Here is a 25,130-nt window from a genome sequence, read left to right as displayed (position 1 = left end):
CGTCACACCTCCGGACGGCAGTAGGCCTCGGCGAGCAGCTCCGAGACGCGTGCCACCTGCCCCGGCCCACCGGCCAGGTAACCGCTGGCACCGAGCAGTTTCACCAGCGCGCGGTCGGCGTAGGTGAGCTGGGTGTGCAGGTGGTTGAGGACGGTGTCCGGCAGTTCGCCGGGCCCGATCCCGGTGAGCACCGCGCGGACCTCGAGGTGCTCGATGAGGCCGTCGGCGACGGTCGACTTCACCATCTGCTGCTGGAGCAGCGTGGAGTTCCCGGTGCGCCTGCCGTTGAGGTAGCGCATGGCGGTCTCGCGCAGCTCCTCGGACAGGCCGAGCCGCAGCCAGACCAGTCCGAGCGTCCAGCCCGCCCGTTCGGCGGGCGAGAACCCGTTGGCGCCCGGTCGGACCTGGTGCCGCAGGAGTTCGACGTCACCGCCAGGCAGCTCGATCACGCCGAGCGCCTTCTCCGCGGCCGAGCCCCGGTCCACCGTCACGCCGTCGGCCCAGACCCGCGCCGCTCCCGCGGCGATGGCCGTGGGCACGATGGCGTGCCCCGCGGGGCCGCACGGCAGCAGGCCGGGCAGCACCGCGGTGGCGAGTTCGGTCAGCGCGGCGGCCACGCCCTCGGTGCGCGCGGCGCGGTGGCAGCGCGACCACTGGTCGGTCCGCGCGATCGTGGTCACCTCGGCCCCACCGCGCAGGAACCGAGGTCACCGGTGGTGGGGTCGTGGTCGATCAGCACGACCGGCTCGTCGGGAGCGCCGTGCGCGGCCAGCAGCGACCACGCCGAGGTGCACGGGTACCCGGCGCCGCCGACGAGCACGGGACCGTCGTGGCGCACCAGCGCGGGGTCGACGCCGGCGCCGACGATCACGGTGGTCGTCGAGCCGGGGCGGGTCAGCGCGCCGAGCGCTGCGTCGATCGCGCCGGGCAGGTCGGCCTCGCGGACGCCCACCTCGTGCGCGATCGCCAGCGGCGCGGAACCGGTGTCCTCCAACAGGATCGCCACCCCGGCGTTGCCCTGGGGCGCCTCGCCCTCGATCTGGTAGGGCAGCGTCGACTGGTCGAGGACCAGCACGAGGGCGCGGTGGTAGCCGTGCCGCCGGGCGTAGTCGCCGGCGAGCTCGAGCGCGGTGAACGGGGCGCAGGTGCCGCTGTCGGACAGCGCGAACACCAGCGGGCCGTTGGGCAGCGCCTCGGACAGGAACGTCGCCGCGGAGAGGCGGCAGTCCAGGTCCGGGGTGCTGTGCGCGACCATGGCGAGGTCGACCAGGTCGTCCTCGCCCAGTTCCAGCTCCCGCAGCAGCACCTGCGCCATGGCGGTGAACGTCGTCCCCGCCCCGAGGACCTCCGGGCGGACGGCGACGCCGTAGCCCCTGGTGAGGTCGGCGAAGTGCCGCTGGGAGAACTCGTCGTCGATCCGGCGGTCCCCGCCGTCGAACTTCCTGTGCACGACCCGTGCCACCCCGAGCGGGGATTCGACCAGGCGCGGACGCCTGGTCGCCTCGGGAACGGGTGCCGCCGTCCGGTACATGCTCAGGCGTCCCGCTCTGCCACGACGAAGTCGGCGAGCGAGGCCACCGTCTCGAAGTGCGCCATCTCGAGGTTGTCGGTGTCGAACTCGACCTCCAGCGCCTCCTCCAACTGCATCAGCAGCTCGAAGACGCCGGTCGAGTCGAGGCCGAGCTCGTCGAACAGCCGGGACGACTCGGTCAGCTCGGGCAGGTCGTAGTCGAGCACCTGGGCCAGCACCGAGGTGATGGCGGAGACGATCCTGGCACGCTCGGGAGTCGTCGTCTGGATGTCGGCCGTGTCACTCATGGTTCGTTTTCCTTCCGGGGGTGGAGCGGGTCTATTCCGGCGTCGCCAGGACCGCGGTCTCGGGGAGGTGCTGGTGGCGGAGGAGGTCCTCGGTGGTGTCGCGCTCGCGGACGAGGTGCGCGCGGCCGTTCAGCACGAGCACCTCGGCGGGGTAGCCGTGGCTCAGGAACAGCACCGGCGACGCGGTCGGGCCGTACGCGCCGGAGCGCAGCACGCCGACCAGGTCGCCGGGGCGCACCGGCGGGAGGGCGATCTTCTTGCCGAGGGTGTCGTTCGGCGTGCAGAGCGGCCCGGTGACGTGCCAGCTCTCGTCGGCGGGCTCGTCGATCCGGTTGAGCACGCGCATGGGGAAGTTGCGCTTGACGAAGGACCCGATGCCGACCGCGGCCATGTGGTGGTTCGTGCCGCCGTCGGCGACCGCGAACTTCTCCCCCATCGACTCCTTCACGTAGGCCACCCGCACCACGTACGTGCCGGAGGTCGCGGTGAGGTAGCGGCCCAGTTCCATGACGAGCCTGGTCTCCGGGTGCGCGTCGGCGAACTCGGCGATGATCGGGTTGACCCGCGCGGCCAGCAGCGGCAGGTCGAGGTCGCGTTCGCCCTCGAAGTAGGCGACGCCGAGGCCACCGCCGATGTCGACCATGTCCAGGGGGAACCCGAGGACGTCGGACACCCGGTTGGCCAGCTCGAAGATGCGCTCGGTGTTCTCGGCGATCGCCTCCTCGCTGAGGATGCGGGTGCCCATGTAGACCTGCACGCCCATCAGCCGCACGTTCGGGTGCCGCTGCGCCAGGTCGGCGTTGTCGAAGACCTGCGTCTCGTCGATGCCGAACTGGCGCGGCTTGCCGCCCATGGTCAGGCCGGAGCCCTTGACCGCGAAGCTGGGGTTGACCCGCAGCGCGACCGGGGCCGCGATGCCGCGCTGGCGGGCCAGCTCGTCGATGACCGCCAGTTCGCCGAACGACTCGCAGATGATGGTGTAGATGCCCTCGTCCAGGCAGGCGGCGATCTCGCGCGCGCTCTTGCCGGGCCCGAGAAAGATGATGTTCTCCGGTGCCACGCCCGCGCGGCGCACCGTGAGCAGCTCGGCCATCGAGGAGCACTCGACCCGCGCGCCCGCCCCGTGCAGCACCGAGCACACGCCGATGTTCGGGTTCGACTTGAGGGAGAAGAAGAACTCCAGCCTCGGGTGCATGTGCTCCTTGAGGCCGTGCACCCGCGACGCCAGCTCGTCGCCGTCGTAGAGGTAGAGCGGCGTGCCGAACTCCTCCGCGATCTCCCTGATCGGAATGCCCTGGACCTCGAACTCAGCGCTCATCGCCGGTCCTCCTCCGCCAGTCGGGTGGTGATCTCCGCGTCCACGGCGGCGATCTGCTCGTCGGAGGTGCCGACGAGGATGCCGTAGAGCCGTCCGTCGAACGCCCCGTCGACGCGGGAACCCGCATTGACCGTGGCGAAGTTGTTGACCAGCAGGCCGGTTCCGCCGCGCTGCTCCAGCACCAGGCCGTCGAGCGCCTTGCGCACGGTGGCGAAGCCCAGCTCGCCGGTGAGCCGCAGGGGGTAGTGCCGGGCCAAGGCGATCTGCCCGGCGTCCACGAACCGCTCCTGGAGCGGGACCTGGTAGGTGGACATGTTGTTGCGCGCGTTGATCTCGACGACCGGGTAGAGCCCGTCGTCGGGGTCGACCATCGCGTCCACGCCGACCACGCCGAAGTAGCCGTCGGCGGCGAGCTTCTTGCCCAGCAGGCTCGCGGTGTGCACCAGCTCGTCCACCTGCTTGCCGGACAATCTGGCGGGCATCCGGTGTCCCTTGTGGACACCGCCCTCGGTGTAGAGCTCCTTGACGAAGTCGAAGTTCGTCACGCCGTCGCGGCCCACGGTGAACTGGTAGTTCAGGTCGGTCTTCTTCGCGACCCAGTTCTCCACGCAGAACGCGATGCGCGGCTGCCCCGACTTCTCCACCTGCTTGGCGATCATCCGGAACAGCCGGTCCATCCGGCGGGGGCTCTCCAGCACGGCGATGCCCTTGCCGGACACGCCGAGCGCCTCCTTGACCACGACCTTCTCGCCCCGTTCGACGAGTCCGGCCGCGGCGGCGAACGCCGCCTCCAGCTGCTCCACCGTGTCGCAGGCCCACCCGGTCGGCTGGCGCAGCCCCAGCTCGTCGGCGGCCCGACGGCTGTAGACCTTGCTGTTGACCGCCTTGCAGGTGGCCGCGTCCGGCGTGGCCAGCGGGAGGCCGGTCGCCGCGGCGAGCCGTTCCTCCACTTCGGACACCCCGTGCGCGGTCAGGTGCGCGTCCAGCCCCGCCAGCCGCGCGATCAGCTCGGGGTCGGCGAGCGCGTCCTCCGTGACGTTGCGCAGCGGGTCCTGCCCGGCCACGACGTGCAGCGTCGGCAGTGCGATCCCCAGGCCCACCAGGTAGTCCAGGTAGTCGGCGTCCGGCGCGGTCTTGAGCACCACGTGGTCGTCCTCGCCCGCCAGCAGCAGCGCGAACTCGTCCATGTGGTTGACCACGGCGCTGCCGCCCGCGGCGGACACGCGCGGCAGCGTGTGCTCCCCGCGCGCCCACTGCTCCTCGACCTCGAAGTTGCCGAGGAACACCAGCGACGTGTCCGGCTCGCCCACCACGGCCCGCTTCAGGCGGGTGTTGAAATCATCCATTGTCGCGTCCTAGTGCTGGAGAACAGCGGCGGAGAACGTCTGGCCGAGACCGGCCGACGTCATCAGGTACTTGTCGCCCGGCTTGAGCAGACCCAGCTCGCGGACGGTCTGGTAGTTGATGAAGGGGTCCGCGCAGAAGCAGTGCCCGGTCTTGTCCAGGTTGTCCAGGAAGAACTTGTCGTTGGGCAGCCCGAGGTTCTTCGCCGCGACCGTCCACGACACCCGGTTCACGTTGTGCGGCAGCACCAGGTCGATGTCCGCCAGCGCGAGCCCGGCCTCGCCGAGCGCGCCGAGGATCACCTCTTCCAGCGCGTCCTGGTAGATCTTGCGCGCGTACTTCGCCACCTCCGGCGTCATGTCGATCACGCCGTCGTCCCGGCCGTGGATCCGCGTCGCGTACCCGAGCAGGTGGTCCCGGTCGCCCTTCGCCGACACCAGGACCGCCGCCACGCCCTCGCCCATGATCGAGACGTCCTCGACCCACTGGGTGAACGGCGTGAAGGTCTTGTCCCCGGCGAGGATCAGCGCCATCGCGTCCGGGTCGCCGTCGGCGGCGAGCAGCGTGCCCGCCACGTCCAGCGCCAGCAGACCCGTCGCGCAGCCGTGATCGGCCACCGCGAAGGTCTTGGCGTGGGTCAGCCCCAGTGCTTCGCGCACGTCCTGCACCGGGCTGACCGGGTAGGGAGCAGTGGTGCGCATGCCCTTGGCCCGGATGACGTACCGGACCCGTTCCTCCTGGCCGATGAGGGCGTCCAGCTTGCCCGCAGCGGCGATCATCAGGTCCGCCTCGGACTCACCGGGCGCCTGGCAGATCCGGTCCAGGCCGTACAGCCTGGTGAACCGCCGCACCTGCTGGTCGTTGAGCCCCAACGATTCCCGCAGGTCCGCCACGGACACGGTCTCCGGCAGATGACTCGACACTGCCACCAATGACGTCATGGGGACAGCGTCGCCAGGAGGGCTGACGGGGTGCTGACGGAGCACTGACCGGGGGTGGTGGGGTTGGGGGCGAACCACCCCCCGCCTTCGCCATTGTCTCTTGCACTTCGTGATCGTTTGTCAAGACGATAAAGCTATCTTGACAAACGATCACGAAGTGAGAGCGGGCTTCGGATCGGGGGCCAGGGGTAGGTCTGGCTTCGCCGGCATCGGTTGCGCCGACGAAGCACCGGGCTGCGTCGGACCACGCGACCGAAGCGGGAGCGGCTCCGGTCAGCTGGCGCTGTGGGGCTGGGCGTCGCCGGGGTCGCGGGGCCACCAGCGGCCGGGGCGGGGGAGGAAGTTCGCGAGTTCCGGGAAGTCCGTCGGGCGCTCGGTCATCCAGTTCCAGTAGCGCGGGATGGTGCGGGCGTAGTCGCAGTAGTAGCGGCGCAGCGCGTCGATCAGCTGGCGCAGGGTGTTCGGGTGGATCGAGCCGGGGCGCCAGACGAGCAGCAGCCTGCTGCGCAGGGGCTCGGTGATGGCGACGAGGCTGACGTCGGCGGTGGAGCCGGTCGGGGTGGCGAGCGCGGCGGCGCCCGCGTCGCGGACCCAGGCCATGGCCTCGGCGTGGCCGCCCGCGTAGTGCAGCACCTCGGGGGTCGGGTGGTCGAGTTTGCGGAACAGGTGCTCCTCGACCGGGTGGAACCAGTGGCCCTGGACGTGCTGCACCCAGCTGAGCGCGGCCATGTGCCTGCGGCTGACGGTGGTGCGGCGGGCGAGCGCGTGTTCGCGGGGCAGGGCGAGCCAGATCGGCTCGCGGACGATGATCTCCTTGGCCAGCGTGGGGTCGATGGGGCGGACGCCGTCGACCGCCTCGGGGCTCGGGATGAGCGCGGCGGTGAGTTCGCCGCGGTTCACCGCCTCGATGCTGAGCGCCGGGTCCAGGGTGACGGTCTGGACCTCGACCGAGGGCAGCGAGGCCTGGAGCGCGCGGCGCAGGGTGACGGGTGTCCACTCGGCATTGCCGAACCGGAGGATGCCGGAGGCCAGTGAGGACGCTTCGGCCACGACCGCGTCGGCGCGGGTCGCCAGGTCGGCCAGCATCGGGATCAGCCGTTCGCCCAGTGGCGTCGGCGTGATGCCGAAAGCGGACCGCACGAACAGATCACCGCCGACGGCCTTCTCGATCCGGCGCAGCTGCGCGGTGAGACTGGGCTGCGGCAACGACAGCTTGGCCGCGGCCTTCGAGATGCTCCCCGCCTCGGCGAGCGTCATCACCACCCGTGCGTGCCGGATTTCTAGGTGCATGCGACCAACCGTTCACCTGGGACAGGCGGCTCGGCCAGAACCTACCCCAGCACCCGGTGCCGGACAGGGGGATTTCCTCGGAACTCCGAAGGTCTGCCACCGAATCGATACGTTCTGCCTATCGCCGCGCCCACCTGTGGGAACCCGTGCGGATGAGGGCTTCGGGGGGTCTGCACCAGTGCGACCACTTGCGCACCGTCCGTAAGGTCGGGCCCCTGTTCGAAGTGCTGAGCCGATGTACCAGTGGGGAGCGGGAACGTGGAGATGTCGCCGAACGAGAGGTCGGACGACGTTGTCCGGCTGGAGTCAGTGCGCAAGGTGTACGGCAACGACCGCAACGGCGTGGTCGCCCTGGGGGGCGTCACGCTCGGCATCCGGCGGGGCACGTTCACGGCCGTGATGGGACCGTCGGGTTCCGGCAAGAGCACCTGCCTGCACTGCGCGGCGGGCCTCGACCGGCCGACGTCGGGTTCCGTCGTGCTCGACGGGCACGAGCTGACCGGGCTGAACGAGCGCGAGCTGACCAGGCTGCGCCGCGACCGGATCGGCTTCATCTTCCAGTCGTTCAACCTGCTGCCCGCGTTGAACGTCGTGGAGAACGTCCAGCTGCCGCTGCGCCTCGCGGGTCGCAAGGCCAAGCGCGCGGACGTCGACGAGGTGCTGGCCCGCGTCGGCCTGTCCGACCGCAAGCACCACCGGCCCGGCGAGCTGTCCGGCGGCCAGCAGCAGCGCGTGGCCATCGCGCGGGCGCTGATCACCAAGCCCGCCGTCATCTTCGGCGACGAGCCGACCGGCGCGCTGGACACCCGCACCGCGCTGGAGGTGCTGGCGCTGATGCGCCAGGCCGTGCGCGAGGTCGGGCAGACCGTGGTGATCGTGACGCACGACCCGGTCGCCGCCTCGCACGCCGACCGTGTGGTGTTCCTGGCCGACGGCCAGATCGCGGGCGAGCTGCACTCGCCGACCGCGCACACGGTGAGCGAGCGGATGACGCAGCTCGGCGCCTGGGCCGACGTGCCCGCGGGGACGGTGAACTGATGTTCCGCCTAGCACTGCGCACCCTGCGCTTCCGCAAGGGCGGTTTCGCCGCCTCGTTCATCGCCCTGTTCTTCGGCGCCGCCATCGTGATGGCGTGCGGCGGTCTGATGGAGACCGGCATCCGCGACGCCGTGCCGCCGCAGCGGCTGGCGGCCGCGCCGCTCGTCGTGGCGACCGGCGAGTCCTACGTGGAACGGGCGCGCGTCGACGCGTCGCTCGTCGCGAAGATCGCCGCGGTGCCCGGCGTGGCCAAGGCGCTGCCGGACGTGTCGTTCCCGCTGGACCCGTTGCGGGACCGCGTGCCGATCGGCGGCGGCGAGGTCGACGGCCACGCCTGGTCCTCCGCGGAACTGACCCCCTACTCGCTGGCGGCGGGCACCGCGCCCGCCGACGGCTCCGTGGTGCTGGACGACGGCGTGGCCGCGGCGACCGGGCAGGGCGTCGGCGGCACGGTCTCCGTCGCGATCGGCGGCAGGATCCAGGACTTCCGCGTCTCCGGCGTCGCCTCCGCCGCCTCGGACAACCGGGCGGTGTTCTTCAGCGACGCCGACGCGACCCAGCTGCACGGCAAGTCCGGCAAGGTCGACGCCATCGGGGTGCTGCCCGCAGGCGGCGTGTCCGTCGCGGACCTCCAGGAGCGGCTGACCGCCGTGCTGGCGGATCCGGAACTCGCGGTGCTGGCCGGTGACGACCGCGGCCGCGCCGAGGTCTCCGGCTCCCCCGGCGGCGGCGACGACCTCGTCGCGCTGTCCGCGGTGTTCGGCGGACTCGCCGTGATGGTCGCGATGTTCGTGGTGGCGGGCACGCTCGGCCTGTCCGTCCAACAGCGACACCGGGAGATGGCGCTGCTGCGCGCGATCGGCAGCACGCCGGGGCAGCTGCGGCGGATGATCCTCGGCGAGACCATCGTGGTCGCCGTGCTCGCGACGGCGCTGGCGTTCCCGCTCAACCTGGTGCTCGGCCGGTGGCTGCTCGACCAGCTCGCGGGCGCGGGCGTCACGTCGGAGGCGATCGCGTTCCGCCAGGGCTGGATCCCGGTCGCGGCCGGTGTCGGCATCTCGCTGCTCAGCGCCACGGCGGCCGCGTTCGTCGCGGGCCGGGGCGCGGCGCTGACCCGTCCGACCGAAGCGCTCGCCGAGGCGAGCCTCCAGACGAAGTGGTTCAGCTGGATCCGGCTCACCTTCGCGCTGATCTGCCTCGGCGGCGGCACCGCGCTGTCCGTCGTGACCGCGCTGGTGATGAGCGGCCCGGTGGCCGCGAGCACCGCCGGTCCGACCGCGATGCTGTGGGCCTCCGGCCTCGCGCTGCTCTCCCCCGGCATCACCAGGACGATCATCGCCGTGCTGCGCTGGCCGGTGCGGGCGGTGACCGGCCTGTCCGGCTACCTCGCCGTGATGAACTCCGACGCCCGGCGCATCCGGGTCGCGGGGGCGATCACGCCGGTCATGCTCGCGACCGGCCTGGCCACCGCGCTGATCTACCTCCAGACCACCACCGCGGGCGGCGCCCCCGGTTTCGCCGACGACCTCACCGCCGACGCGGCGGTCACCTCGCAGACCGGTGGCGTGCCCCTGGCGATGGTGTCCACGATCAGGTCCCAGCAGGGCGTCGGGGCGGTGTCCGCGCTGATCGACAGCTCCGCGACGTTCCGCGCGGGCGAGGACGACGATGACTCGGCCACCGCGCTCGGCGTGACCGGCGACGGCGTCGAGGGGACGCTGGGCATCAGCGCCACCTCCGGCAGGCTGGCCGACCTGACCGGCAACGCGGTCGCGGTCACCACCGACCGGGCCGAGCGGCTGCACTACACCCTCGGCGACAGCGTGCGGCTGCGGATGGGCGACGGCGCGGACGTCGACGCGAAGCTGGTGGCCGTCTACGAGGGCTCCGGCGAGGAGACGATGCTGCTGCCCGCCGACCTGGTCGCCAAGCACACGACCACCGGCCTCGCCTCGCAGATCCTGGTGGCCGCGGCGGACGGCACGTCGGCGTCCGCGCTGATCGGGACCCTCCAGGCCCTGGCGGCGACCGACCCCGACATCAGGGTCGGCGACCGCGCATCGCTGGTCAGCGGCGGCGGCGGCGGCGGCGAGCAGACCGGCGCGTGGGTAAACTACCTGCTGGTCGCGATGATCCTGGCCTACACGGTGATCTCCCTGGTCAACACGCTGGTGATCGCCACCGGCGAGCGGCGGCGGGAGTTCGCGCTGCAACGGCTGATCGGCGCCACGCACGGGCAGATCCTGCGGATGGTCGGCGTCGAGGCGGTGCTGATCGCGCTCGGCGGCATCATCCTCGGCGCGCTGGTGTCGGCGATGACGCTCATCCCGTTCGCCTACGCGGTGTACGACTCGCCGTGGCCCAGCGGCCCGCTCTGGATCTACCTCGCGGTGACCGGCGGCGCGACCGTCCTGACGCTGCTGTCGACCGTGCTGTCGACCGGGTACGTGCTGCGGACTCCGCCGGTCGAGGCCGCGGCGACGATGAGCTGAGGCAGACTGGTCGGATGACCGAGGAACTCGCCGTGCCCGCCGAAGACCCGTACCTGTGGCTCGAGGACGTGGGCGGTGACGACGCCCTGGCGTGGGTCCGGGAGCACAACGCCAGGACGACGGCGGCGCTGGCCTCGTCGGAGGGGTTCGAGACCCTCCGCGGCCAGATCAAGGCGGCGCTGGACTCCGACGCGCGGATCCCGTTCGTCCGGCGGCGCGGCGGGTTCCTCTACAACTACTGGCAGGACGCGGCCAACCCGCGCGGCCTGTGGCGGCGCACGACGCTGGAGTCCTACCGCACCGAGGCTCCGGAGTGGCACGTGCTGCTCGACGTCGACGCCCTCGGGGCGGCCGAGGGCGAGAACTGGGTGTGGAAGGGCGCGGCCGTGCTGCGCCCGGACCACCGGCGGGCGCTGGTCGAGCTGTCGCGGGGCGGCGCGGACGCGGTCGTGGTGCGCGAGTTCGACCTGGAGGCGCGCGAGTTCGTCCCGGACGGCTTCGAACTGCCCGAGGCGAAGGGCGCGGTGGGCTGGCTGGACGCCGACCGGATCTACGTCGGCACGGACTTCGGACCCGGCTCGCTGACCAGCTCCGGCTACCCGAGGGTGGTCAAGGAGTGGCGGCGCGGCACCCCGCTGGAGCAGGCCGCCACCGTGTACTCGGGCAAGGTCGACGACGTGTGGATCCGGGCCTTCCACGACCCGACCGAGGGCTTCGAGCGCTCGCTCGTGCGGCGCGGGGTGACCTTCTACACCGCCGAGAACTTCCACCGCGCGGCCGACGGCGAACTGGTCCGCATCGAGGTGCCCGACGACGCGGAGGTCGACTCGCACCGCGAGTGGCTGCTGGTCACCCTGCGCACGGCGTGGACGGTCGGTGGGACGACCCACCCCGCGGGCGCGCTGCTGGTGACGCGGTTCGACGACTTCCTCGCGGGCGGGCGGGACCTGACCCCACTGTTCACCCCGGACGCGCACACGTCGCTGAGCGGCCACGCGTGGACCCGCAACCACCTGATCATCACCACGCTGCACGACGTGCGGACCCGGATGGAGGTGCTCACGCCCGGCCCGGACGGCTGGACGCGGGCACCGCTGGCGGGCGTGCGGGAGTTCGAGACCGCCGACGTCGTCGGCACCGACCCGGACGAGGGCGACGAGTACATGATCGCCTCCGGCGGGTTCACCGAGCCGACCGAACTGCGGCTGGGGCACGTGGGCGGCGACGTCGAGGTGCTCAAGCGGGCGCCCGCGTTCTTCGACGCCGAGGGCATGGTCGTCGAGCAGCACTTCGCGACCTCCGACGACGGCACTCGGATCCCGTACTTCGTCGTCACGCCGCCGGGCGCCGAGGGCGGGCCGACGCTGCTGTACGCCTACGGCGGGTTCGAGGTGTCGCTGACGCCCGCGTACAACACCGTCGCCGGGCTCGGGTGGCTGTCGCGGGGCGGCACGTACGTCGTGGCGAACCTGCGCGGCGGCGGCGAGTACGGCCCGGAGTGGCACCAGTCCGCGCTGCGCGAGAACCGGCCGCGGGTGTACGAGGATTGCGCGGCGGTGGCCCGCGACCTGGTGGCGCGCGGCATCACCACGCCGGAACGGCTGGGCATCCGCGGCGGCAGCAACGGCGGTCTGCTGGTGGGCGTGATGCTCACCCGCTACCCGGAGCTGTTCGGCGCGATCGTGTGCCAGGTGCCGCTGCTGGACATGAAGCGCTACCACCTGCTGCTCGCGGGCGCGTCGTGGATGGCCGAGTACGGCGACCCCGACGAGCCCGGCGACTGGGAGTTCCTGGCGGAGTACTCGCCCTACCAGAACGTCCGCGCGGGGCAGCCGTACCCGCCGACGCTGTTCACGACCTCCACCCGCGACGACCGGGTGCACCCCGGCCACGCGCGCAAGATGGTGGCGCGGTTGCGGGAGCTGGGTTACGACGTCCCCTACCACGAGAACATCGAGGGCGGGCACGGCGGCGCGGCCGACAGCGAGCAGTCGGCGTTCATGTGGGCGCTCGCGTACACGTTCCTCTGGAACCACCTGACTAAGTGACCTAGGTCACACGCCCGCACTGTTCGGGGACGCTCCCGAGGTGCCCGGACAAGAACTGGCGTGAACCGGATCGAGGAACGCAGAGCCGAACAAGAGCAGCGCGCTCCGGGCGCCGCCGACCCGCGTCCCGACCTGGCGAACGCGGAACCGACGGCCGCCTTCGCCGCGTTGTTCGACGCGTACGCCCGTGCCCTGCACGGCTACCTGGCGGGCAGAGTCGGGGTGGACGTCGCCGACGACCTGGTCGCCGAGACGTTCCTGGTGGCGCTGCGCAGACGCGCCAGCTACGACCCGGCGCAGGCGCCCGTGCGCGGCTGGCTGTACGGGATCGCCACCAACCTGGTGCGCAACCACATCCGCGCGGAGGTCCGCGGTTACCGGGCCTCCGCGCGGGTGTTCGCGCTCAGGGAGGCCGGGGCCGACCACGACGGGCAGATCGTCGACCGGCTCGACGCCCAGCGGCACACCAGACAACTCGCCGACGGTCTGGCCGGGCTCAACGAGCAGGAACGCGACGTGCTGCTGCTGACGTCGTGGGCCGGGCTCGAACCGACCGAGGTTGCCGTCGCCCTCGGCGTGCCCGCCAGCACCATCCGGTCGCGTCTGCACCGGGTGCGCCACAAGCTCCGAGCACACCTCCGCACCGACGAGGAGAACCGCGATGACTGACCGCGGCGCCCACAACCCCGACCGAGAACTCGACGAGGCGCTCGCCGCGTTGCACCTGGAGGCCCGGATGTCCGACCGACCCCTGACCGACGCCCGCGAGAAGCTGATGCGGGAAGCGGCCGCGGAGGGTCCGCCTGCGTCGAAGTCGCCCTTTCGGCGCCGTGGCCTGGTCGTCGGCGTCGCCGCGGCGGCGGCGGCCGCGATCGTGGGCGGCGTCGTGGTCATCGGCGGGGGCGGCGGAGCACCGGCGCAGCCCGTGGCGCAGCCGACCACCTCGCAGCAGCCCACCAAGCGCGACGTGTCGCTCCTCTCGGCGTCCCAGGTCCTGAACGACGCGGCGGACAAGATCACCGCGAAGGACCCGGAGCTGAAGCCGGGCCAGTACCGGTACATCGAGGTCAAGGGCTCCTACCTGCGCGGATTCCAGACCGGGACCCCGCAGGAGGTCGTGAGCGCCCCGACCGGCTACACCTACCTCGCCGACATCACCTACCAGACCTGGATCCCGCGGGACGTGACGCAGGAGTGGCTGGAGAAGCGCGTCCCCGGTGACGCGAAGCTGATCGGCAGCTCCACGCCCGCGTCCGAGGTGCCCGCGTACCAGCCGATGGACACCGACATGGGCGAGCGGCGCGGCGCGTGCGGCGACTTCTTCCCCAAGGCCAAGCCGAAGAAGGTCTGCGGCGACGAGACCGACATGGGTCAGCCCGCGTTCTACGAGAACCTCCCCCGCGACCCCGACCAGCTGCTGGCGTGGCTCGAGGACTACACCTCCCAGCGCGGCTCGACCCCCGGCACGATGTTCCACTTCGGCATCCAGTTCCTGGACTCCGGGATCATGCCCGCCGACCTGCGCGGCGACCTGCTGCGCGCGATGGCGAAGATCGACGGCGTGAAGGTCGTCGAGGAGGCGACCACCCCGGACGGGCGCAAGGGCCTCGCACTCGGCCTGGACGGCGACCAGGAGCGCCGCGACCTGATCGTGGACCCGGACAAGGGCGAGGTCATCGGCGAGCGGACCGTCGCGAAGGCGCAGGCGGACTACCCGTGGATCGAGGCGGGCACCGTGACCGGCAGCGTCTCCGTGACGACGAGGGTCGCCGACGCCATCGGCGTGGTCCCGGCGGGCTAGTCGGGGAATAGGCGCCGGTCCGCGCGGTGTTGACCCCGATGTCCATGCAAACGCATCGACTTCGGGAGGGGCACCATGCAGATCGGCGTCTTCACGGTCGGGGACGTCACCCCCGACCCCACCACCGGCACCACCGTCGGCGAGCACGAGCGCATCAAGGCGATGGTGACGATCGCCGAGCACGCCGAGCAGGTCGGCCTGGACGTGTTCGCCACCGGTGAGCACCACAACCCGCCGTTCGTGCCGTCGTCGCCGACGACGCTGCTGGGCCACATCGCGGCCCGCACCGAGCGGCTGATCCTGTCCACGTCCACGACGCTGATCACCACCAACGACCCGGTGAAGATCGCCGAGGACTACGCGATGCTCCAGCACCTGTCCGACGGCCGGGTGGACCTGATGCTGGGCCGCGGCAACACCGCGCCGGTGTACCCGTGGTTCGGGAAGAACATCCAGGACGGCATGGCGCTGACCGTGGAGAACTACCAGCTGTTGCGCGCGTTGTGGGACAACGAGGTCGTGGACTGGGAAGGGAAGTTCCGCACCCCGTTGCAGGGCTTCACCTCCACCCCGCGCCCGCTCGACGGCGTGGCGCCGTTCGTGTGGCACGGCTCGATCCGCAGCCCGGAGATCGCCGAGATCGCCGCCTACTTCGCCGACGGGTTCTTCGCGAACAACATCTTCTGGCCGAAGGAGCACTACATCCGGCTGATCAACCTGTACCGGGAGCGCTTCGAGCACTACGGCCACGGCACCGCCGCCCAGGCGATCGTCGGGTTGGGCGGTCAGGTGTTCATGCGCCGCAACTCCCAGGACGCCGTGCGCGAGTTCCGCCCGTACTTCGACAACGCGCCGGTCTACGGCCACGGTCCGTCCCTTGAGGACTTCACCGCGCAGACCCCGTTGACGGTCGGGAGTCCGCAGGAGGTCATCGAGAAGACGTTGACGTTCCAGGAGTTCTTCGGCGACTACCAGCGCCAGCTGTTCCTGCTCGACCACGCCGGGCTGCCGCTCAAGGTCGTCCTGGAGCAGCTCGACATGCTCGGCGAGATCGCGCCGGAACTGCGCCGCGAGTTCGACGCCCGCAGGCCCGCCGACGTCCCCTCCGACCCGCCCACCCACGCGTCGAGGAAGCTGGCCCGTGCCGCCGTCCCCGTCGCCTGAGCGCCATCTGACCGAACTCGCCGCGGAGTCGTGGGAGGCGCTCTTCCGGGCGCAGTCCGCGCTCCTGCGGCGGTTCGCGGCCGACGACGTCTGGGACCCGATCAGCCTGCGCGAGTACGACGTGCTGTTCACCCTGAGCCGCACTCCGGACCACCGGGCCCGGCTGCGCGACCTCAACCGCGAGGTCCTGCTCAGCCAGCCGTCGCTCAGCAGGATGGTCGAACGGCTTTCGGAGGCGGGCCTGGTCCGGCGTGAGTCGGACCGCTCCGACGGGCGTGGCACGGTCGTCGTGCTCACCGACGCTGGCCTCGCCATGCAGCGCTCGGTGGGCCGACGGCACGCCGCAGGCATCCGCCGTTACGTCGGTCAGGCGCTCGACGACGAGGAACTGCTTGCGCTGCAACGGTTGTGCGACAAGCTCAGGCTGGCCCAGGAGTCCATTCCGGACTGACCTGCCTCAGCAGTAGTGCTGCTCCGCGGCGGTCACCAGCGCGTCGGCCTGGTCGTCGGTCATCAGGCCGCCGACGGCCGCGATGTCCTCGACGAGCTTCTGCCGCGACTTGCCCTGCGCCAGTTGGGTGCACACGCCCTGCGCGATCTGGATCTCCGTGGCGCCACTGGCGCTCCTCGGCACACCCGCCGATGTCAGCGCGTCCAGGTACGCCGCCCCCTTGTCGTCCGGCCGCGGCGGCACGACCGGAGTACCCACCGGCGGCACCAGAACCGGCGGCACACCCGTACTGGTCACCACCGGGGGCGACACGGACGCAGCCGGGGCTTGGACGGAGGCCTGCGCGGAAGCACTCACGCTCGCCGACGCCGAAGTGGAGACCGACGAACTCGCCGACGACGAGACCGGAGCTGAGGTGGGGGTCGACGAACCACAACCCCCGACAACGAACCCAACAGCGACAACCACCACAAGCCCATACCTCAAAACAACACTCCAAACCATCACCGAACAACCCAACCCCCGAAGGTACCCCCGCGAGTCGAACGCTCAGACACCCCGTGTCGAACCTCCAGACACCCCGAGTCCGTCACTCAGGCACCGCGCACTTCTCGCTCGGACACGAACGGGGGTGCCTGAGCGTTCGACACGGGGTGTCTGGAGGTTCGACTCGCGCTTAGTTGAGGGGGCGTACGTCGGCCGGGAGGCCGCCGCCGGCGATGACGTCGAGGACGAGGTCCTCCAGCGCGGTCAGCGCGACGCGCTGGCTGAACGGGCCGTAGGACACGCGGGCCACGCCCAACTCCTCCAGCCGGGCGAGCGGCAGGCTGCCCGGTGCGCCGATGACGGTGAGCCGCCGCGGCCCGTACGCCTCCACCAGCGCCTCCACGGCGGCCTCGTCGAGCTTGCCGGGCACGAACACGACGGGCGCGCCCGCGTCCAGGTAGGCCTTGCCGCGGGTGATCGCGTCGGCGAGCACCTCGGCCGGGTCGCGGTCGCCCGCCTTGACGAACGCGTCCGTGCGCGCGTTGAGCACGAACGCCACGCCCTCGGCCTCGCCCGCCTTCATGGCGGCCTCGACTGCGGCCACCGACTCGGACAGCGGCTTCATCTGGTCCTCGAGGTTCGCGCCGACGATGCCGACGCCGATCGCCTTGCGGACCGTCTCACCCGCGTCGCCGTACCCGCCCTCCAGGTCGGCCGTCACGGGCAGGTCGACCGCCGCGGCGATCCGGCCGACGGCCTCGATCATCAGGTCGACGGGGATCTGCTCCCCGTCCGGGTAGCCGTAGGAGGCGGCGATGGAGTGGCTGGCGGTGGCCAACGCCCTGGTGCCCTCGACGTCGGCCACCACCTTGGCGGTGATGACGTCCCAGACGTTGACGACCTTCAGCAGTTCGGGCGCGGTGTGCAGGTCCAGCAGTGCGGTGGCCTTGGCGGCGAGTGAGGTCATGGCCTCCAGCCTATTGACCCACCTCGCGCGCGCACGTTGGGCCGGACGGAGGAGTATGTGCGGTCATGTCCTTCGCCGATGACGTGTCCGCGGCCGCACAGCGCTTGTCGGGGGTCGCCCTGACCACCCCGTTGCAGCGCAACGACCGGCTTTCGGCCGCGACCGGGGCCGACGTGCTGCTCAAGCGCGAGGACCTCCAGGTCGGCCGTTCGTACAAGCTGCGCGGCGCGTACAACCTGCTGTCGCAGCTCGACGAGGCCGAACGCGCGGCCGGCGCCGTGTGCGCCAGCGCGGGCAACCACGGGCAGGGCGTCGCGTACGCGTGCAAGCGGTTGGGCGTGCGCGGCCGGGTCTACGTGCCCAGCACCACCCCGCGGCAGAAGCGGCACCGCATCGCCGCGCTCGGCGGCGACATGGTCGAACTGGTCGTCGAGGGCGACACCTACGACGACGCCGCGACCGCCGCCCTGGAGCACGCGGCCGCGACCGGCGCCACCGTCGTGCCCGCGTTCGACGACATCCGCACCATCACCGGCCAGGGCACCGTCGGCCTGGAGATCATCAGCCAGCTGGGCCACGCCCCCGACGTCATCGTCGTCCCCGTCGGCGGCGGCGGCCTCCTCGCGGGCCTCGGCACGTGGCTCGCCGCCGAGTTCCCGTCCACCCGCATCGTCGGCGTCGAGCCCGCGGGCGCCGCCAGCATGATCGCCGCCCTGTCCGCCGACGGCCCCGTGAAGCTCCCCGAGGTCGACACCTTCGTCGACGGCGCCGCCGTCCGCCGCGTCGGCGACACCAGCTTCCCCCTGGTCAGGGACTCGGGCGCGTCCCTCGTCACGGTGTCGGAGGGCCAGATCTGCACCGAGATGCTCGACCTCTACCAGGTCGACGGCATCATCGCCGAGCCTGCGGGCGCCATGGCCTCCGCGGCACTGGCCGAATCGGTCGTCGTCGACCCCGGCCAGACCGTCGTCTGCCTGCTGTCCGGCGGCAACAACGACGTCAGCCGGTACTCCGAGGTCGTCGAACGCTCACTCGTCCACCGCGGCCTCAAGCACTACTTCCTGGTCGAGTTCCCCCAGGAGCCGGGCGCCCTGCGCCGCTTCCTCGACGAAGTCCTCGGCCCGGACGACGACATCGTCCTGTTCGAGTACGTCAAACGCGACAACCGCGAAACCGGCGCCGCCCTCTGCGGCGTCGAAATCGGCAGCCGCGAGGACTACGACCCGCTCTGGTCCCGCATGAAGGCCAGCCCGCTGAAGATCCAGCACGTCGCACCGGGGAGCACGGCTTACCGGTTCTTGATCTAGGGGTTCACCTGCTCGACCGACTCCACCGGCTCCGGCTCCGCCTCCGCGATGCGGGCGTGCAGCCGGTCGCGGATCTCGTCGGGCGTGTACGCCTGCCGCTGCCGCTCGGCGCGCACGACGACCGCCCCGGTGGCCGCCACGCCGACCACGCCCGCGAGCCCGAGCAGCTTCCACCACTTCATCTGCCTAGGCTACCTCCCATGGCCGAAACGCGGATCACCCTGGACGAAGCCGTCAACCTCACGCGCACCGGTGACGTCTGGCTGTTCAGGGGCGATTCGGCGGCGGACCGGGCGATCCGGATGACGACGAACAGCCCGGTCAACCACGTGGGCATGGCGGTGGTGATCGACGACCTGCCGCCGCTCATGTGGCACGCCGAGCTGGGCCGGTCGTTGACGGACATGTGGACCGGCACGCACCAGCGCGGGGTGCAGTTGCACGACCTGCGCAGCGCGGTGCTGGTGTGGGCGAACCGGTACGGGCAGCGGGCGTGGTTGCGGCAGCTGGACCACACGCACACCCGCGAGACCGACGACGCGGTGCTGAAGACGATCGCGCGGTTGGACGGGACGCCGTTCCCGTCGACGGCGAAGCTGGCGACGCGGTGGCTGCGGGGGCGGTTGCCGAAGGTGCGCAAGGGGGCGTCGGACGCGACGCTGGAGACGGCGTACTGCGCGGAGGTCGTGGCGGTGACCTACGAGGCGATGGGGTTGCTGCCCGCTGGGCGGCGGGTGAACTGGTACGACCCCGGCCGGTTCTGGAGCGGTGACAAGCTCAAGCTCGAACTGGGCGCGGAGCTGAGCGCGGAGATCGCCGTCGACATCCCGGAGTGAGGTCGTTCGGCACGCCGTAGGACAATCGCCCCATGCAGGTTCAGACCGAGGCCGACTGGGTCTCCCGTTTCGCGGACGACGTCATCGCCGAAGCCGAACGCCGGGCGCCCGGCAAACCCATCGTCTGCGCGTCGGGCCTGAGCCCGTCCGGTCCGGTCCACCTCGGCAACCTCCGCGAGGTGATGACCCCGCACCTGGTCGTCGACGAGATCCGCCGCCGGGGCCACGACGTCGTGCACCTGTTGTCGTGGGACGACTTCGACCGGTTCCGCAAGGTGCCGGTCGGCGTGGACCCGACGTGGGCCGAGCACATCGGCAAGCCGCTGACGTCCGTTCCCGCGCCCGCGGGCAGCGAGCACCCGAACTGGGCCGAGCACTTCAAGGCGCCGATGATCGCCGCGCTCGCGGAGTTGGGCATCACCTACCGCGGCGTCAGCCAGACGCGGATGTACACGTCCGGCGCGTACCGCGACCAGGTGCTGCTGGCGGTGAAGGAGCGCGCGAAGATCGACGCGATCCTCGACCGGTACCGCACCAAGGACAAGCCCGCCACCGAACAGGACGACGAGGAGCAGTACTTCCCGTACAAGCCGTACTGCTCGGAGTGCGACCGCGACCTGACGACGGTCACGTCCTACGACGACGAGACCACCGAGCTGACCTACACCTGCGTCTGCGGGCACAGCGAGACCGTGCTGCTGAGCGAGCACACGCACGGCAAGCTCGTGTGGAAGGTCGACTGGCCGATGCGCTGGGCGTTCGAGGGCGTCGTCTTCGAACCGTCCGGTGTGGACCACTCGTCCCCCGGCTCGTCGTTCGTCGTCGGCGGTCAGATCGTGCGCGAGGTGTTCGACGGCAAGCAGCCGATCGGCCCGATGTACGCGTTCGTCGGCATCTCCGGCATGGCGAAGATGAGCAGCTCCAAGGGCGGCGTGCCCACGCCCGGTGACGCGCTGGAGATCCTGGAGGCCCCGCTGGTGCGCTGGCTGTACGCGCGCCGCAAGCCGAACCAGTCGTTCAAGGTCGCGTTCGACCAGGAGGTGCAGCGCACCTACGACGAGTGGGACGCGCTGGAGCGCAAGATCGCCGACGGCACCGCCGTGCCGGTCGACGTGACGGCGCACGACCGCGCGGTTCGCACGGCCGAGGGCACGCTGCCCCGCACGCCGATCCCGATCGCCTACCGCACGCTCGCGTCCATCGTGGACATCACGACCGGCGACCCCGAGCAGACGCTCCGCATCGTCCGCGACCTGGACCCGGAACGGCCGATCGAGTCGCTCGACCAGGTCCGCCCCCGGCTCGACCGCGCCCAGCACTGGATCACCAACCAGGTCCCGCTGGACCAGCGGACCCGCGTCCGCGAGCACGCCGACGTGGACCTGATCCAGTCCTTGGACGAGCAGCAGCGCGAGTCCCTGCGCCTGCTCCTCCAGGGTCTCGACAGCCACTGGTCGCTGGACGGCCTGACCGATCTGGTCTACGGCGTGCCGAAGGACCAGGCGGGCCTGCCGAGGGACACCAAGCCCACGCCGGAGCTGAAGGTCGCGCAGCGCACCTTCTTCGCGCTGCTGTACCGCCTGCTGGTCGGCGTCGAAACCGGCCCTCGCCTGCCCACGCTGCTGCTGGCCGTGGGCGCCGGCCGGGTGCGCAAGCTGCTGTCGGACTGAGCGGGCGGCACCGCTCGCACGAAGTCGGGTCCGGTCATCGCGACCGGGCCCGACTTCCGTTGTGCGCCAGTGCGAACGCCGGGTGGCGCTCAGGAGGCCTGCCGACCTCGGCCCCCTGTGAGAGCGGCACCGAGCAAGCCCGGACCGGGCCGCTTTTCACGATCCGAATGCGGTGACCGCCCCCGGACGCGCCTGTCCCGAAAATGCCACCCGACCGGAACCGGCTCGTACCGGGAATGCGCGCCGTGCCGCACATCACCGGTCAGCACTCGCCTTGCGCCGTAGGCCCGGACTCGGTGGCGGCACTCGCACTTACGGCGGAACCGTGGTGGCGGCACAAAGCGGGCCTGCCGCGACGGAAGCGGGAACCGAGCGAATTTTCCCCATTTTTTCTCATTCCGGTCGCCCGCTGCCCGCCGGTCCCTGGTCGAGCAGCCGGTCGGCGATCCGGAGCGGGTGGTGGCGCCCTGCGCACTCGCGACCAGCGCCGTGGTGTCGACGTTCGGCCGTGCCGAAGTAATCCACCGAGCAGGAGGTGGACGAACCGGTCCACGGGGTGGCGCCCATTCCCGTCGGACAGGGCGCAGTGCCGTCCAGGTTGTTCACGACCTGCCACACGGCACGTCCATGATCCTGATCCCCGAATTTTCGACAGCGAAAAACAGCAAAACTGAACCCAGCATCACCACATTCGACAGCACGGCGAAAGAATCCCTTCCCATCTCCATCCACGCACCTTGAACCCGCTTTCTCGGATGATCAACGGCGATATCGCCATACACCCATCCTCGCGTTTCAAAGGGCGGGCAACGTCTTCGCGCCTGACCGCAAAGATCAACTCCACCCTGACAAGAGGGCGGTCGAGCCCGCCGACATGACGGCGGCCTTCGGATCGTGCGGACACAGGAGGAGGGCGCCCGGACGATCGTGCGCCCGGCCGTCCTCGACGCGGACGGTCCGACGAGGACCTTCCGGGACGAAACCGGCGAACCGCACTGGCGGACGGGCGAGCGCCGGGGCGGTCCAGTCGGTGCGGAAGCGTGCGTTTCACCCGGCCGCGAGAGCGCGTCACCGCATCATTTCGAAACGCGTTCGAAGCACGAAAAAGTATTGTCAGGCGAGTCATCGACTTCTATGTTGATCGCCATGTCACAGTTCCTGCCGCCCGAAATTTTCGACCCACCACGGGACGAACACGTCCGCCCGAGCCGCGCGGAGAAGCCCTTCACGATTCGTGGAAAGCTCTCCCACGGGGAGGCGGCATTATGACGTCAACCCCGCGCCCCACCACCGACCTGACCACTGGGCCGAATGCGAACACCATCGCGAGTCGACTGCCCTCGCTCACGGGAATGCGTTTCATCGCCGCGTTCTTCGTCTTCACCTGCCACGTGTCGGCCCTCGGGTACTTCTCACCGGAGGTCACCGCCTGGCTGACCCGCTACACGCTCGGCTCCGGCTGGCTCGGGGTGGAGTTCTTCTTCATGCTCAGCGGCTTCGTGCTGATGTGGTCGCGGCGCGCCGACGACACCAAGCCCCGGTTCTGGCGGCGCCGATTCGCCAAGATCTACCCCGTCCACGTGTTCACGTGGCTGGCCGCGATCGTGATCGCGCTGTGGGCGGGCGAGGCGATCACCGGCGCCCGCATCGTGCCGAGCCTGTTCCTGGTGCAGGCGTGGACGTCCGACCCGGTCGTCATGGGCTCGATCAACGTCCCCAGCTGGACGTTGAGCTGCGAACTGCTGTTCTACCTGCTGTTCCCGTGGCTGGCGGCGCTGGTCGCCCGGATCAGGCCCGACCGGTTGTGGTGGTGGGCGGGCGGGGTCGCCGCGGCGGCCATGCTGCTGCCCCTGCTGGTCTACCTGGTCGTGTCCTCCGACCCGCTGCTGCCCGGTATGCAGATGTCGGCGATGCAGAACTGGCTGCTCGTGTCGTTCCCGCCCGCTCGGGCGCTGGACTTCGCGCTCGGCGTCGTGCTCGGCCAACTCGTCCGGACCGGTGGTCGCGTCCCCTTCCGGATGCCCGCCGCCATCGGACTGCTGGCGGTCGGGTTCGCGCTGGAACTGCTGCTGGCGCCCACGGTGTTCGGCCTCACCATGCCGCTGGTGGTGCCGCTGGGACTCGTGCTGCTGGCAGGCGCGAAAGCGGACATCGAGGGCACGTCGTCGGTCTTCCGGGCCAAGGGCATGATCTGGCTCGGTGAGCTGTCGTTCGCCTTCTACATGGTGCACTTCCTGGTGCTGTACTACACGCACGTCGCGATCGGCATGTCCGTGAGCTGGTCGATCCCGGTGGCGATCGGCATCGCGCTGGTGCTGTGCGGGGTGACGCTGCTGATCGCGTGGGGCATCCACTCGTTCATCGAACGGCCCGCCATGCGGCACTGGAGCAGGCCGCGCCGCACGCCGGACCCCCGAGTGGCCACCGCTACCGACTCGGCCTGACGACCGGCGGGGCATTCCCGCACGAGCGCCCCAAGGGGACTCGCCCAGTGCGAGTCCCCCGGCCTCGGCTCACGTGCCGAGCACACCGTCCAGCACCGACTGCGCCTCCTGCTGCAACAACGCCAGGTGCTCCGGCCCCTTGAACGACTCCGCGTACAGCTTGTACACGTCCTCCGTCCCCGACGGCCGGGCGGCGAACCAGCCGGATTCCGTCACGACCTTCAACCCGCCCACCGCGGCCCCGTTGCCGGGCGCGTTCGTCAACCGGTCGAGGATCTTTTCCCCCGCGATCTCCTCCACGGCCACCTGCGAGGGCGACAACGCCCCCAAAGCCGCCTTCTGCGCACGGGTGGCGGGCGCGTCGATCCGCGCGTACACCGGGTCGCCCAACGACGAGGTCAGCTCGCGGTACCGCTCGGACGGCGTCTTGCCGGTCACGGCGATGATCTCCGACGCCAGCAGCGCGAGGATCAGCCCGTCCTTGTCGGTCGTCCACACCCGACCGTCGCGCCGCAGGAACGACGCCCCGGCGCTCTCCTCGCCGCCGAACGCGATCGACCCATCCAACAGCCCCGGCACGAACCACTTGAACCCGACCGGCACCTCCACCAACCGCCGGCCGAGCGACGACGCCACCCGGTCGATGATCGACGAGCTCACCATCGTCTTGCCGATGGCGGCGGAGGAGGACCAGCCGTCGCGGTGCGAGTACAGGTAGTCGATGGCCACGGCGAGGAAGTGGTTCGGGTTCATCAGACCCGCGTCGGGGGTGACGATGCCGTGGCGGTCGGAGTCCGCGTCGTTGCCGGTAGCGACGTCGAACTCGGCGCGCCGCTCGATCAGCGACGCCATCGCGTACGGCGAGGAGCAGTCCATCCGGATGCGCCCGTCCCAGTCGAGCGTCATGAACCCGAACGTGGCGTCGACCACCGGGTTCACCACGGTCAGGTCGATGTTGTGCCGATCGGCGATCTCACCCCAGTAGGCGACGCTCGCGCCGCCCAGCGGGTCCGCGCCGATGCGCACACCGGCCGAGCGGATGGCGTCGAGGTCGACCACGGAGGGCAGTTCGGACACGTAGAGGCCGAGGTAGTCGAACGGCTTCGCGGCCTGGCGGGCGCGGGAGATCGGGATGCGCTTGACGCCTCCGAGGCCGGCTTCGAGCAGTTCGTTCGCCCGGTCCTGGATGCCCTTGGTGATGGTCGAGTCGGCCGGGCCGCCGTCCGGCGGGTTGTACTTGAAGCCGCCGTCCTCGGGCGGGTTGTGCGACGGGGTCACGACCACGCCGTCGGCGAGCCCGTCGGCGCGGCCCGCGTTGTGCGTGAGGATCGCCAGCGACACGGCGGGCGTCGGCGTGTAGCCGTCGCGGCTGTCGACCAGCACGTGCACGTCGTTGGCCGCGAACACCTCCAGCGCCGTCACGAACGCCGGTTCGGACAGCGCGTGCGTGTCGCGTCCGAGGTAGAGCGGCCCGGTGATCCCGACGCGCGCGCGGTGCTCGCACACGGCCTGCGCGGCCGCGGCGATGTGGTCGTCGGTGAAGCCGATCTTCAACGCCGACCCGCGGTGGCCGGACGTGCCGAACGCGACCCGCTGCTCGGCGACCGACGGATCGGGGTGCTCCGCGTAGTACGACGTGACCAGGTGCGCTACGTCGACCAGGTCGGCTCGCGTCGCGGGCTGACCTGCGCGCGGGTGGACTGCCACGGGGTTTC

At 71.0% G+C, this 25,130-nt stretch carries 22 protein-coding genes; 11 read left to right on the top strand and 11 right to left on the bottom strand.

Annotation, left to right across the window (positions count from 1 at the left end; all coding sequences use genetic code 11):
- Positions 1–2: 2 nt before the first annotated feature.
- From RM788_RS41005 to RM788_RS40975, 7 genes are all read right to left on the bottom strand, one after another.
- Complete coding sequence (locus RM788_RS41005) at positions 3–680, bottom strand: DUF2786 domain-containing protein (RefSeq protein ID WP_315925402.1); 678 nt, start codon at positions 678–680, stop codon at positions 3–5.
- Complete coding sequence (locus tag RM788_RS41000) at positions 677–1,531, bottom strand: hypothetical protein (protein WP_315925399.1); 855 nt, start codon at positions 1,529–1,531, stop codon at positions 677–679. The genes RM788_RS41005 and RM788_RS41000 overlap by 4 nt, the downstream gene beginning before the upstream one ends.
- A gap of 2 nt (positions 1,532–1,533) precedes the next feature.
- Positions 1,534–1,818: an acyl carrier protein gene (locus tag RM788_RS40995; protein WP_315925397.1), complete on the bottom strand. Its 285-nt coding sequence runs from the start codon at positions 1,816–1,818 to the stop codon at positions 1,534–1,536.
- A 31-nt stretch (positions 1,819–1,849) separates the two neighbouring features.
- Positions 1,850–3,136, bottom strand: coding sequence for a type III PLP-dependent enzyme (locus tag RM788_RS40990; protein WP_315925395.1), 1,287 nt, complete (start codon positions 3,134–3,136; stop codon positions 1,850–1,852).
- A complete protein-coding gene (locus RM788_RS40985) occupies positions 3,133–4,482 on the bottom strand; it encodes a preATP grasp domain-containing protein (protein ID WP_315925393.1) in 1,350 nt (449 codons plus the stop codon). The genes RM788_RS40990 and RM788_RS40985 overlap by 4 nt, the downstream gene beginning before the upstream one ends.
- Before the next feature lie 9 nt (positions 4,483–4,491).
- Positions 4,492–5,421 carry a 3-oxoacyl-[acyl-carrier-protein] synthase III C-terminal domain-containing protein gene (locus RM788_RS40980; protein WP_315925391.1) on the bottom strand — a complete coding sequence of 310 codons (930 nt, stop codon included), beginning with the start codon at positions 5,419–5,421 and terminating at the stop codon, positions 4,492–4,494.
- Between the two features lie 273 nt (positions 5,422–5,694).
- Positions 5,695–6,711, bottom strand: a complete 1,017-nt coding sequence (locus RM788_RS40975) for a LysR family transcriptional regulator (RefSeq protein WP_315925389.1) — start codon at positions 6,709–6,711, stop codon at positions 5,695–5,697.
- A gap of 264 nt (positions 6,712–6,975) precedes the next feature.
- On the opposite strand from RM788_RS40975, the gene RM788_RS40970 reads away from it, so the two are divergent.
- From RM788_RS40970 to RM788_RS40940, 7 genes are all read left to right on the top strand, one after another.
- A complete protein-coding gene (locus tag RM788_RS40970; protein ID WP_315934887.1) occupies positions 6,976–7,749 on the top strand; it encodes an ABC transporter ATP-binding protein in 774 nt (257 codons plus the stop codon).
- Positions 7,749–10,241 carry an FtsX-like permease family protein gene (locus RM788_RS40965; RefSeq protein ID WP_315925387.1) on the top strand — a complete coding sequence of 831 codons (2,493 nt, stop codon included), beginning with the start codon at positions 7,749–7,751 and terminating at the stop codon, positions 10,239–10,241. The genes RM788_RS40970 and RM788_RS40965 overlap by 1 nt, the downstream gene beginning before the upstream one ends.
- A 32-nt stretch (positions 10,242–10,273) precedes the next feature.
- Positions 10,274–12,289: a prolyl oligopeptidase family serine peptidase gene (locus RM788_RS40960; RefSeq protein ID WP_315934886.1), complete on the top strand. Its 2,016-nt coding sequence runs from the start codon at positions 10,274–10,276 to the stop codon at positions 12,287–12,289.
- A gap of 60 nt (positions 12,290–12,349) precedes the next feature.
- The gene (locus RM788_RS40955) at positions 12,350–12,958 is read left to right on the top strand and encodes an RNA polymerase sigma factor (RefSeq protein ID WP_315925384.1); all 609 of its coding nucleotides are present in this window, start codon (positions 12,350–12,352) and stop codon (positions 12,956–12,958) included.
- Positions 12,951–14,090, top strand: coding sequence for a CU044_5270 family protein (locus RM788_RS40950; RefSeq protein ID WP_315925382.1), 1,140 nt, complete (start codon positions 12,951–12,953; stop codon positions 14,088–14,090). The genes RM788_RS40955 and RM788_RS40950 overlap by 8 nt, the downstream gene beginning before the upstream one ends.
- A 75-nt stretch (positions 14,091–14,165) precedes the next feature.
- Entirely contained in the window at positions 14,166–15,254 is a 1,089-nt protein-coding gene (locus RM788_RS40945; RefSeq protein ID WP_315925380.1) for an LLM class flavin-dependent oxidoreductase, read from the top strand.
- A complete protein-coding gene (locus tag RM788_RS40940; RefSeq protein WP_315925378.1) occupies positions 15,232–15,705 on the top strand; it encodes a MarR family winged helix-turn-helix transcriptional regulator in 474 nt (157 codons plus the stop codon). Before RM788_RS40945 ends, RM788_RS40940 begins: the two co-directional genes overlap by 23 nt.
- 6 nt (positions 15,706–15,711) lie before the next feature.
- On the opposite strand, the gene RM788_RS40935 is transcribed toward RM788_RS40940, so the two are convergent.
- Positions 15,712–15,963, bottom strand: a complete 252-nt coding sequence (locus tag RM788_RS40935) for a DUF732 domain-containing protein (protein WP_315925376.1) — start codon at positions 15,961–15,963, stop codon at positions 15,712–15,714.
- 418 nt (positions 15,964–16,381) lie between these two features.
- A complete protein-coding gene (locus RM788_RS40930) occupies positions 16,382–17,158 on the bottom strand; it encodes an isocitrate lyase/PEP mutase family protein (RefSeq protein ID WP_315925373.1) in 777 nt (258 codons plus the stop codon).
- Positions 17,159–17,223: 65 nt separating this feature from the next.
- Here RM788_RS40930 and ilvA point away from each other — a divergent pair, with 65 nt between their 5' ends.
- Positions 17,224–18,465: a threonine ammonia-lyase IlvA gene (gene ilvA, locus RM788_RS40925; RefSeq protein WP_315925371.1), complete on the top strand. Its 1,242-nt coding sequence runs from the start codon at positions 17,224–17,226 to the stop codon at positions 18,463–18,465.
- On the opposite strand, the gene RM788_RS40920 is transcribed toward ilvA, so the two are convergent.
- On the bottom strand, positions 18,462–18,647 hold the full coding sequence (locus RM788_RS40920; RefSeq protein WP_315925369.1) for a hypothetical protein: 186 nt from the start codon (positions 18,645–18,647) through the stop codon (positions 18,462–18,464). The two genes, ilvA and RM788_RS40920, sit on opposite strands and share 4 nt — an antisense overlap.
- An 18-nt stretch (positions 18,648–18,665) precedes the next feature.
- On the opposite strand from RM788_RS40920, the gene RM788_RS40915 reads away from it, so the two are divergent.
- From RM788_RS40915 to RM788_RS40905, 3 genes are all read left to right on the top strand, one after another.
- Positions 18,666–19,301: a hypothetical protein gene (locus RM788_RS40915; RefSeq protein WP_315925367.1), complete on the top strand. Its 636-nt coding sequence runs from the start codon at positions 18,666–18,668 to the stop codon at positions 19,299–19,301.
- A gap of 32 nt (positions 19,302–19,333) precedes the next feature.
- On the top strand, positions 19,334–20,971 hold the full coding sequence (gene lysS, locus RM788_RS40910) for a lysine--tRNA ligase (RefSeq protein WP_315925365.1): 1,638 nt from the start codon (positions 19,334–19,336) through the stop codon (positions 20,969–20,971).
- Positions 20,972–22,236: 1,265 nt separating this feature from the next.
- Positions 22,237–23,415, top strand: a complete 1,179-nt coding sequence (locus tag RM788_RS40905) for an acyltransferase family protein (protein ID WP_315925363.1) — start codon at positions 22,237–22,239, stop codon at positions 23,413–23,415.
- Between the two features lie 69 nt (positions 23,416–23,484).
- Here RM788_RS40905 and pgm read toward each other — a convergent pair whose 3' ends face one another.
- On the bottom strand, positions 23,485–25,122 hold the full coding sequence (pgm, locus tag RM788_RS40900; protein WP_315925360.1) for a phosphoglucomutase (alpha-D-glucose-1,6-bisphosphate-dependent): 1,638 nt from the start codon (positions 25,120–25,122) through the stop codon (positions 23,485–23,487).
- Positions 25,123–25,130 lie beyond the last annotated feature (8 nt).

This window comes from Umezawaea sp. Da 62-37 (assembly GCF_032460545.1).
In the GTDB taxonomy this organism is placed as follows: Bacteria; Actinomycetota; Actinomycetes; order Mycobacteriales; family Pseudonocardiaceae; genus Umezawaea.
This window is presented reverse-complemented; position numbering and strand designations above follow the sequence as displayed.

Bases quoted from the DNA above. Each gene is read 5' to 3' on its own strand.
- RM788_RS40930 (WP_315925373.1), bottom strand. From the start codon at position 17,158: ATGACCTCACTCGCCGCCAAGGCCACCGCACTGCTGGACCTGCACACC.
- lysS (WP_315925365.1), top strand. From the start codon at position 19,334: ATGCAGGTTCAGACCGAGGCCGACTGGGTCTCCCGTTTCGCGGACGAC.
- RM788_RS40950 (WP_315925382.1), top strand. From the start codon at position 12,951: ATGACTGACCGCGGCGCCCACAACCCCGACCGAGAACTCGACGAGGCG.
- RM788_RS40915 (WP_315925367.1), top strand. From the start codon at position 18,666: ATGGCCGAAACGCGGATCACCCTGGACGAAGCCGTCAACCTCACGCGC.
- RM788_RS40965 (WP_315925387.1), top strand. From the start codon at position 7,749: ATGTTCCGCCTAGCACTGCGCACCCTGCGCTTCCGCAAGGGCGGTTTC.
- RM788_RS41000 (WP_315925399.1), bottom strand. From the start codon at position 1,531: ATGTACCGGACGGCGGCACCCGTTCCCGAGGCGACCAGGCGTCCGCGC.
- RM788_RS40995 (WP_315925397.1), bottom strand. From the start codon at position 1,818: ATGAGTGACACGGCCGACATCCAGACGACGACTCCCGAGCGTGCCAGG.
- RM788_RS40985 (WP_315925393.1), bottom strand. From the start codon at position 4,482: ATGGATGATTTCAACACCCGCCTGAAGCGGGCCGTGGTGGGCGAGCCG.
- RM788_RS40945 (WP_315925380.1), top strand. From the start codon at position 14,166: ATGCAGATCGGCGTCTTCACGGTCGGGGACGTCACCCCCGACCCCACC.
- ilvA (WP_315925371.1), top strand. From the start codon at position 17,224: ATGTCCTTCGCCGATGACGTGTCCGCGGCCGCACAGCGCTTGTCGGGG.
- RM788_RS40920 (WP_315925369.1), bottom strand. From the start codon at position 18,647: ATGAAGTGGTGGAAGCTGCTCGGGCTCGCGGGCGTGGTCGGCGTGGCG.
- RM788_RS40905 (WP_315925363.1), top strand. From the start codon at position 22,237: ATGACGTCAACCCCGCGCCCCACCACCGACCTGACCACTGGGCCGAAT.
- RM788_RS40980 (WP_315925391.1), bottom strand. From the start codon at position 5,421: ATGACGTCATTGGTGGCAGTGTCGAGTCATCTGCCGGAGACCGTGTCC.
- RM788_RS40970 (WP_315934887.1), top strand. From the start codon at position 6,976: ATGTCGCCGAACGAGAGGTCGGACGACGTTGTCCGGCTGGAGTCAGTG.
- RM788_RS40990 (WP_315925395.1), bottom strand. From the start codon at position 3,136: ATGAGCGCTGAGTTCGAGGTCCAGGGCATTCCGATCAGGGAGATCGCG.
- RM788_RS40975 (WP_315925389.1), bottom strand. From the start codon at position 6,711: ATGCACCTAGAAATCCGGCACGCACGGGTGGTGATGACGCTCGCCGAG.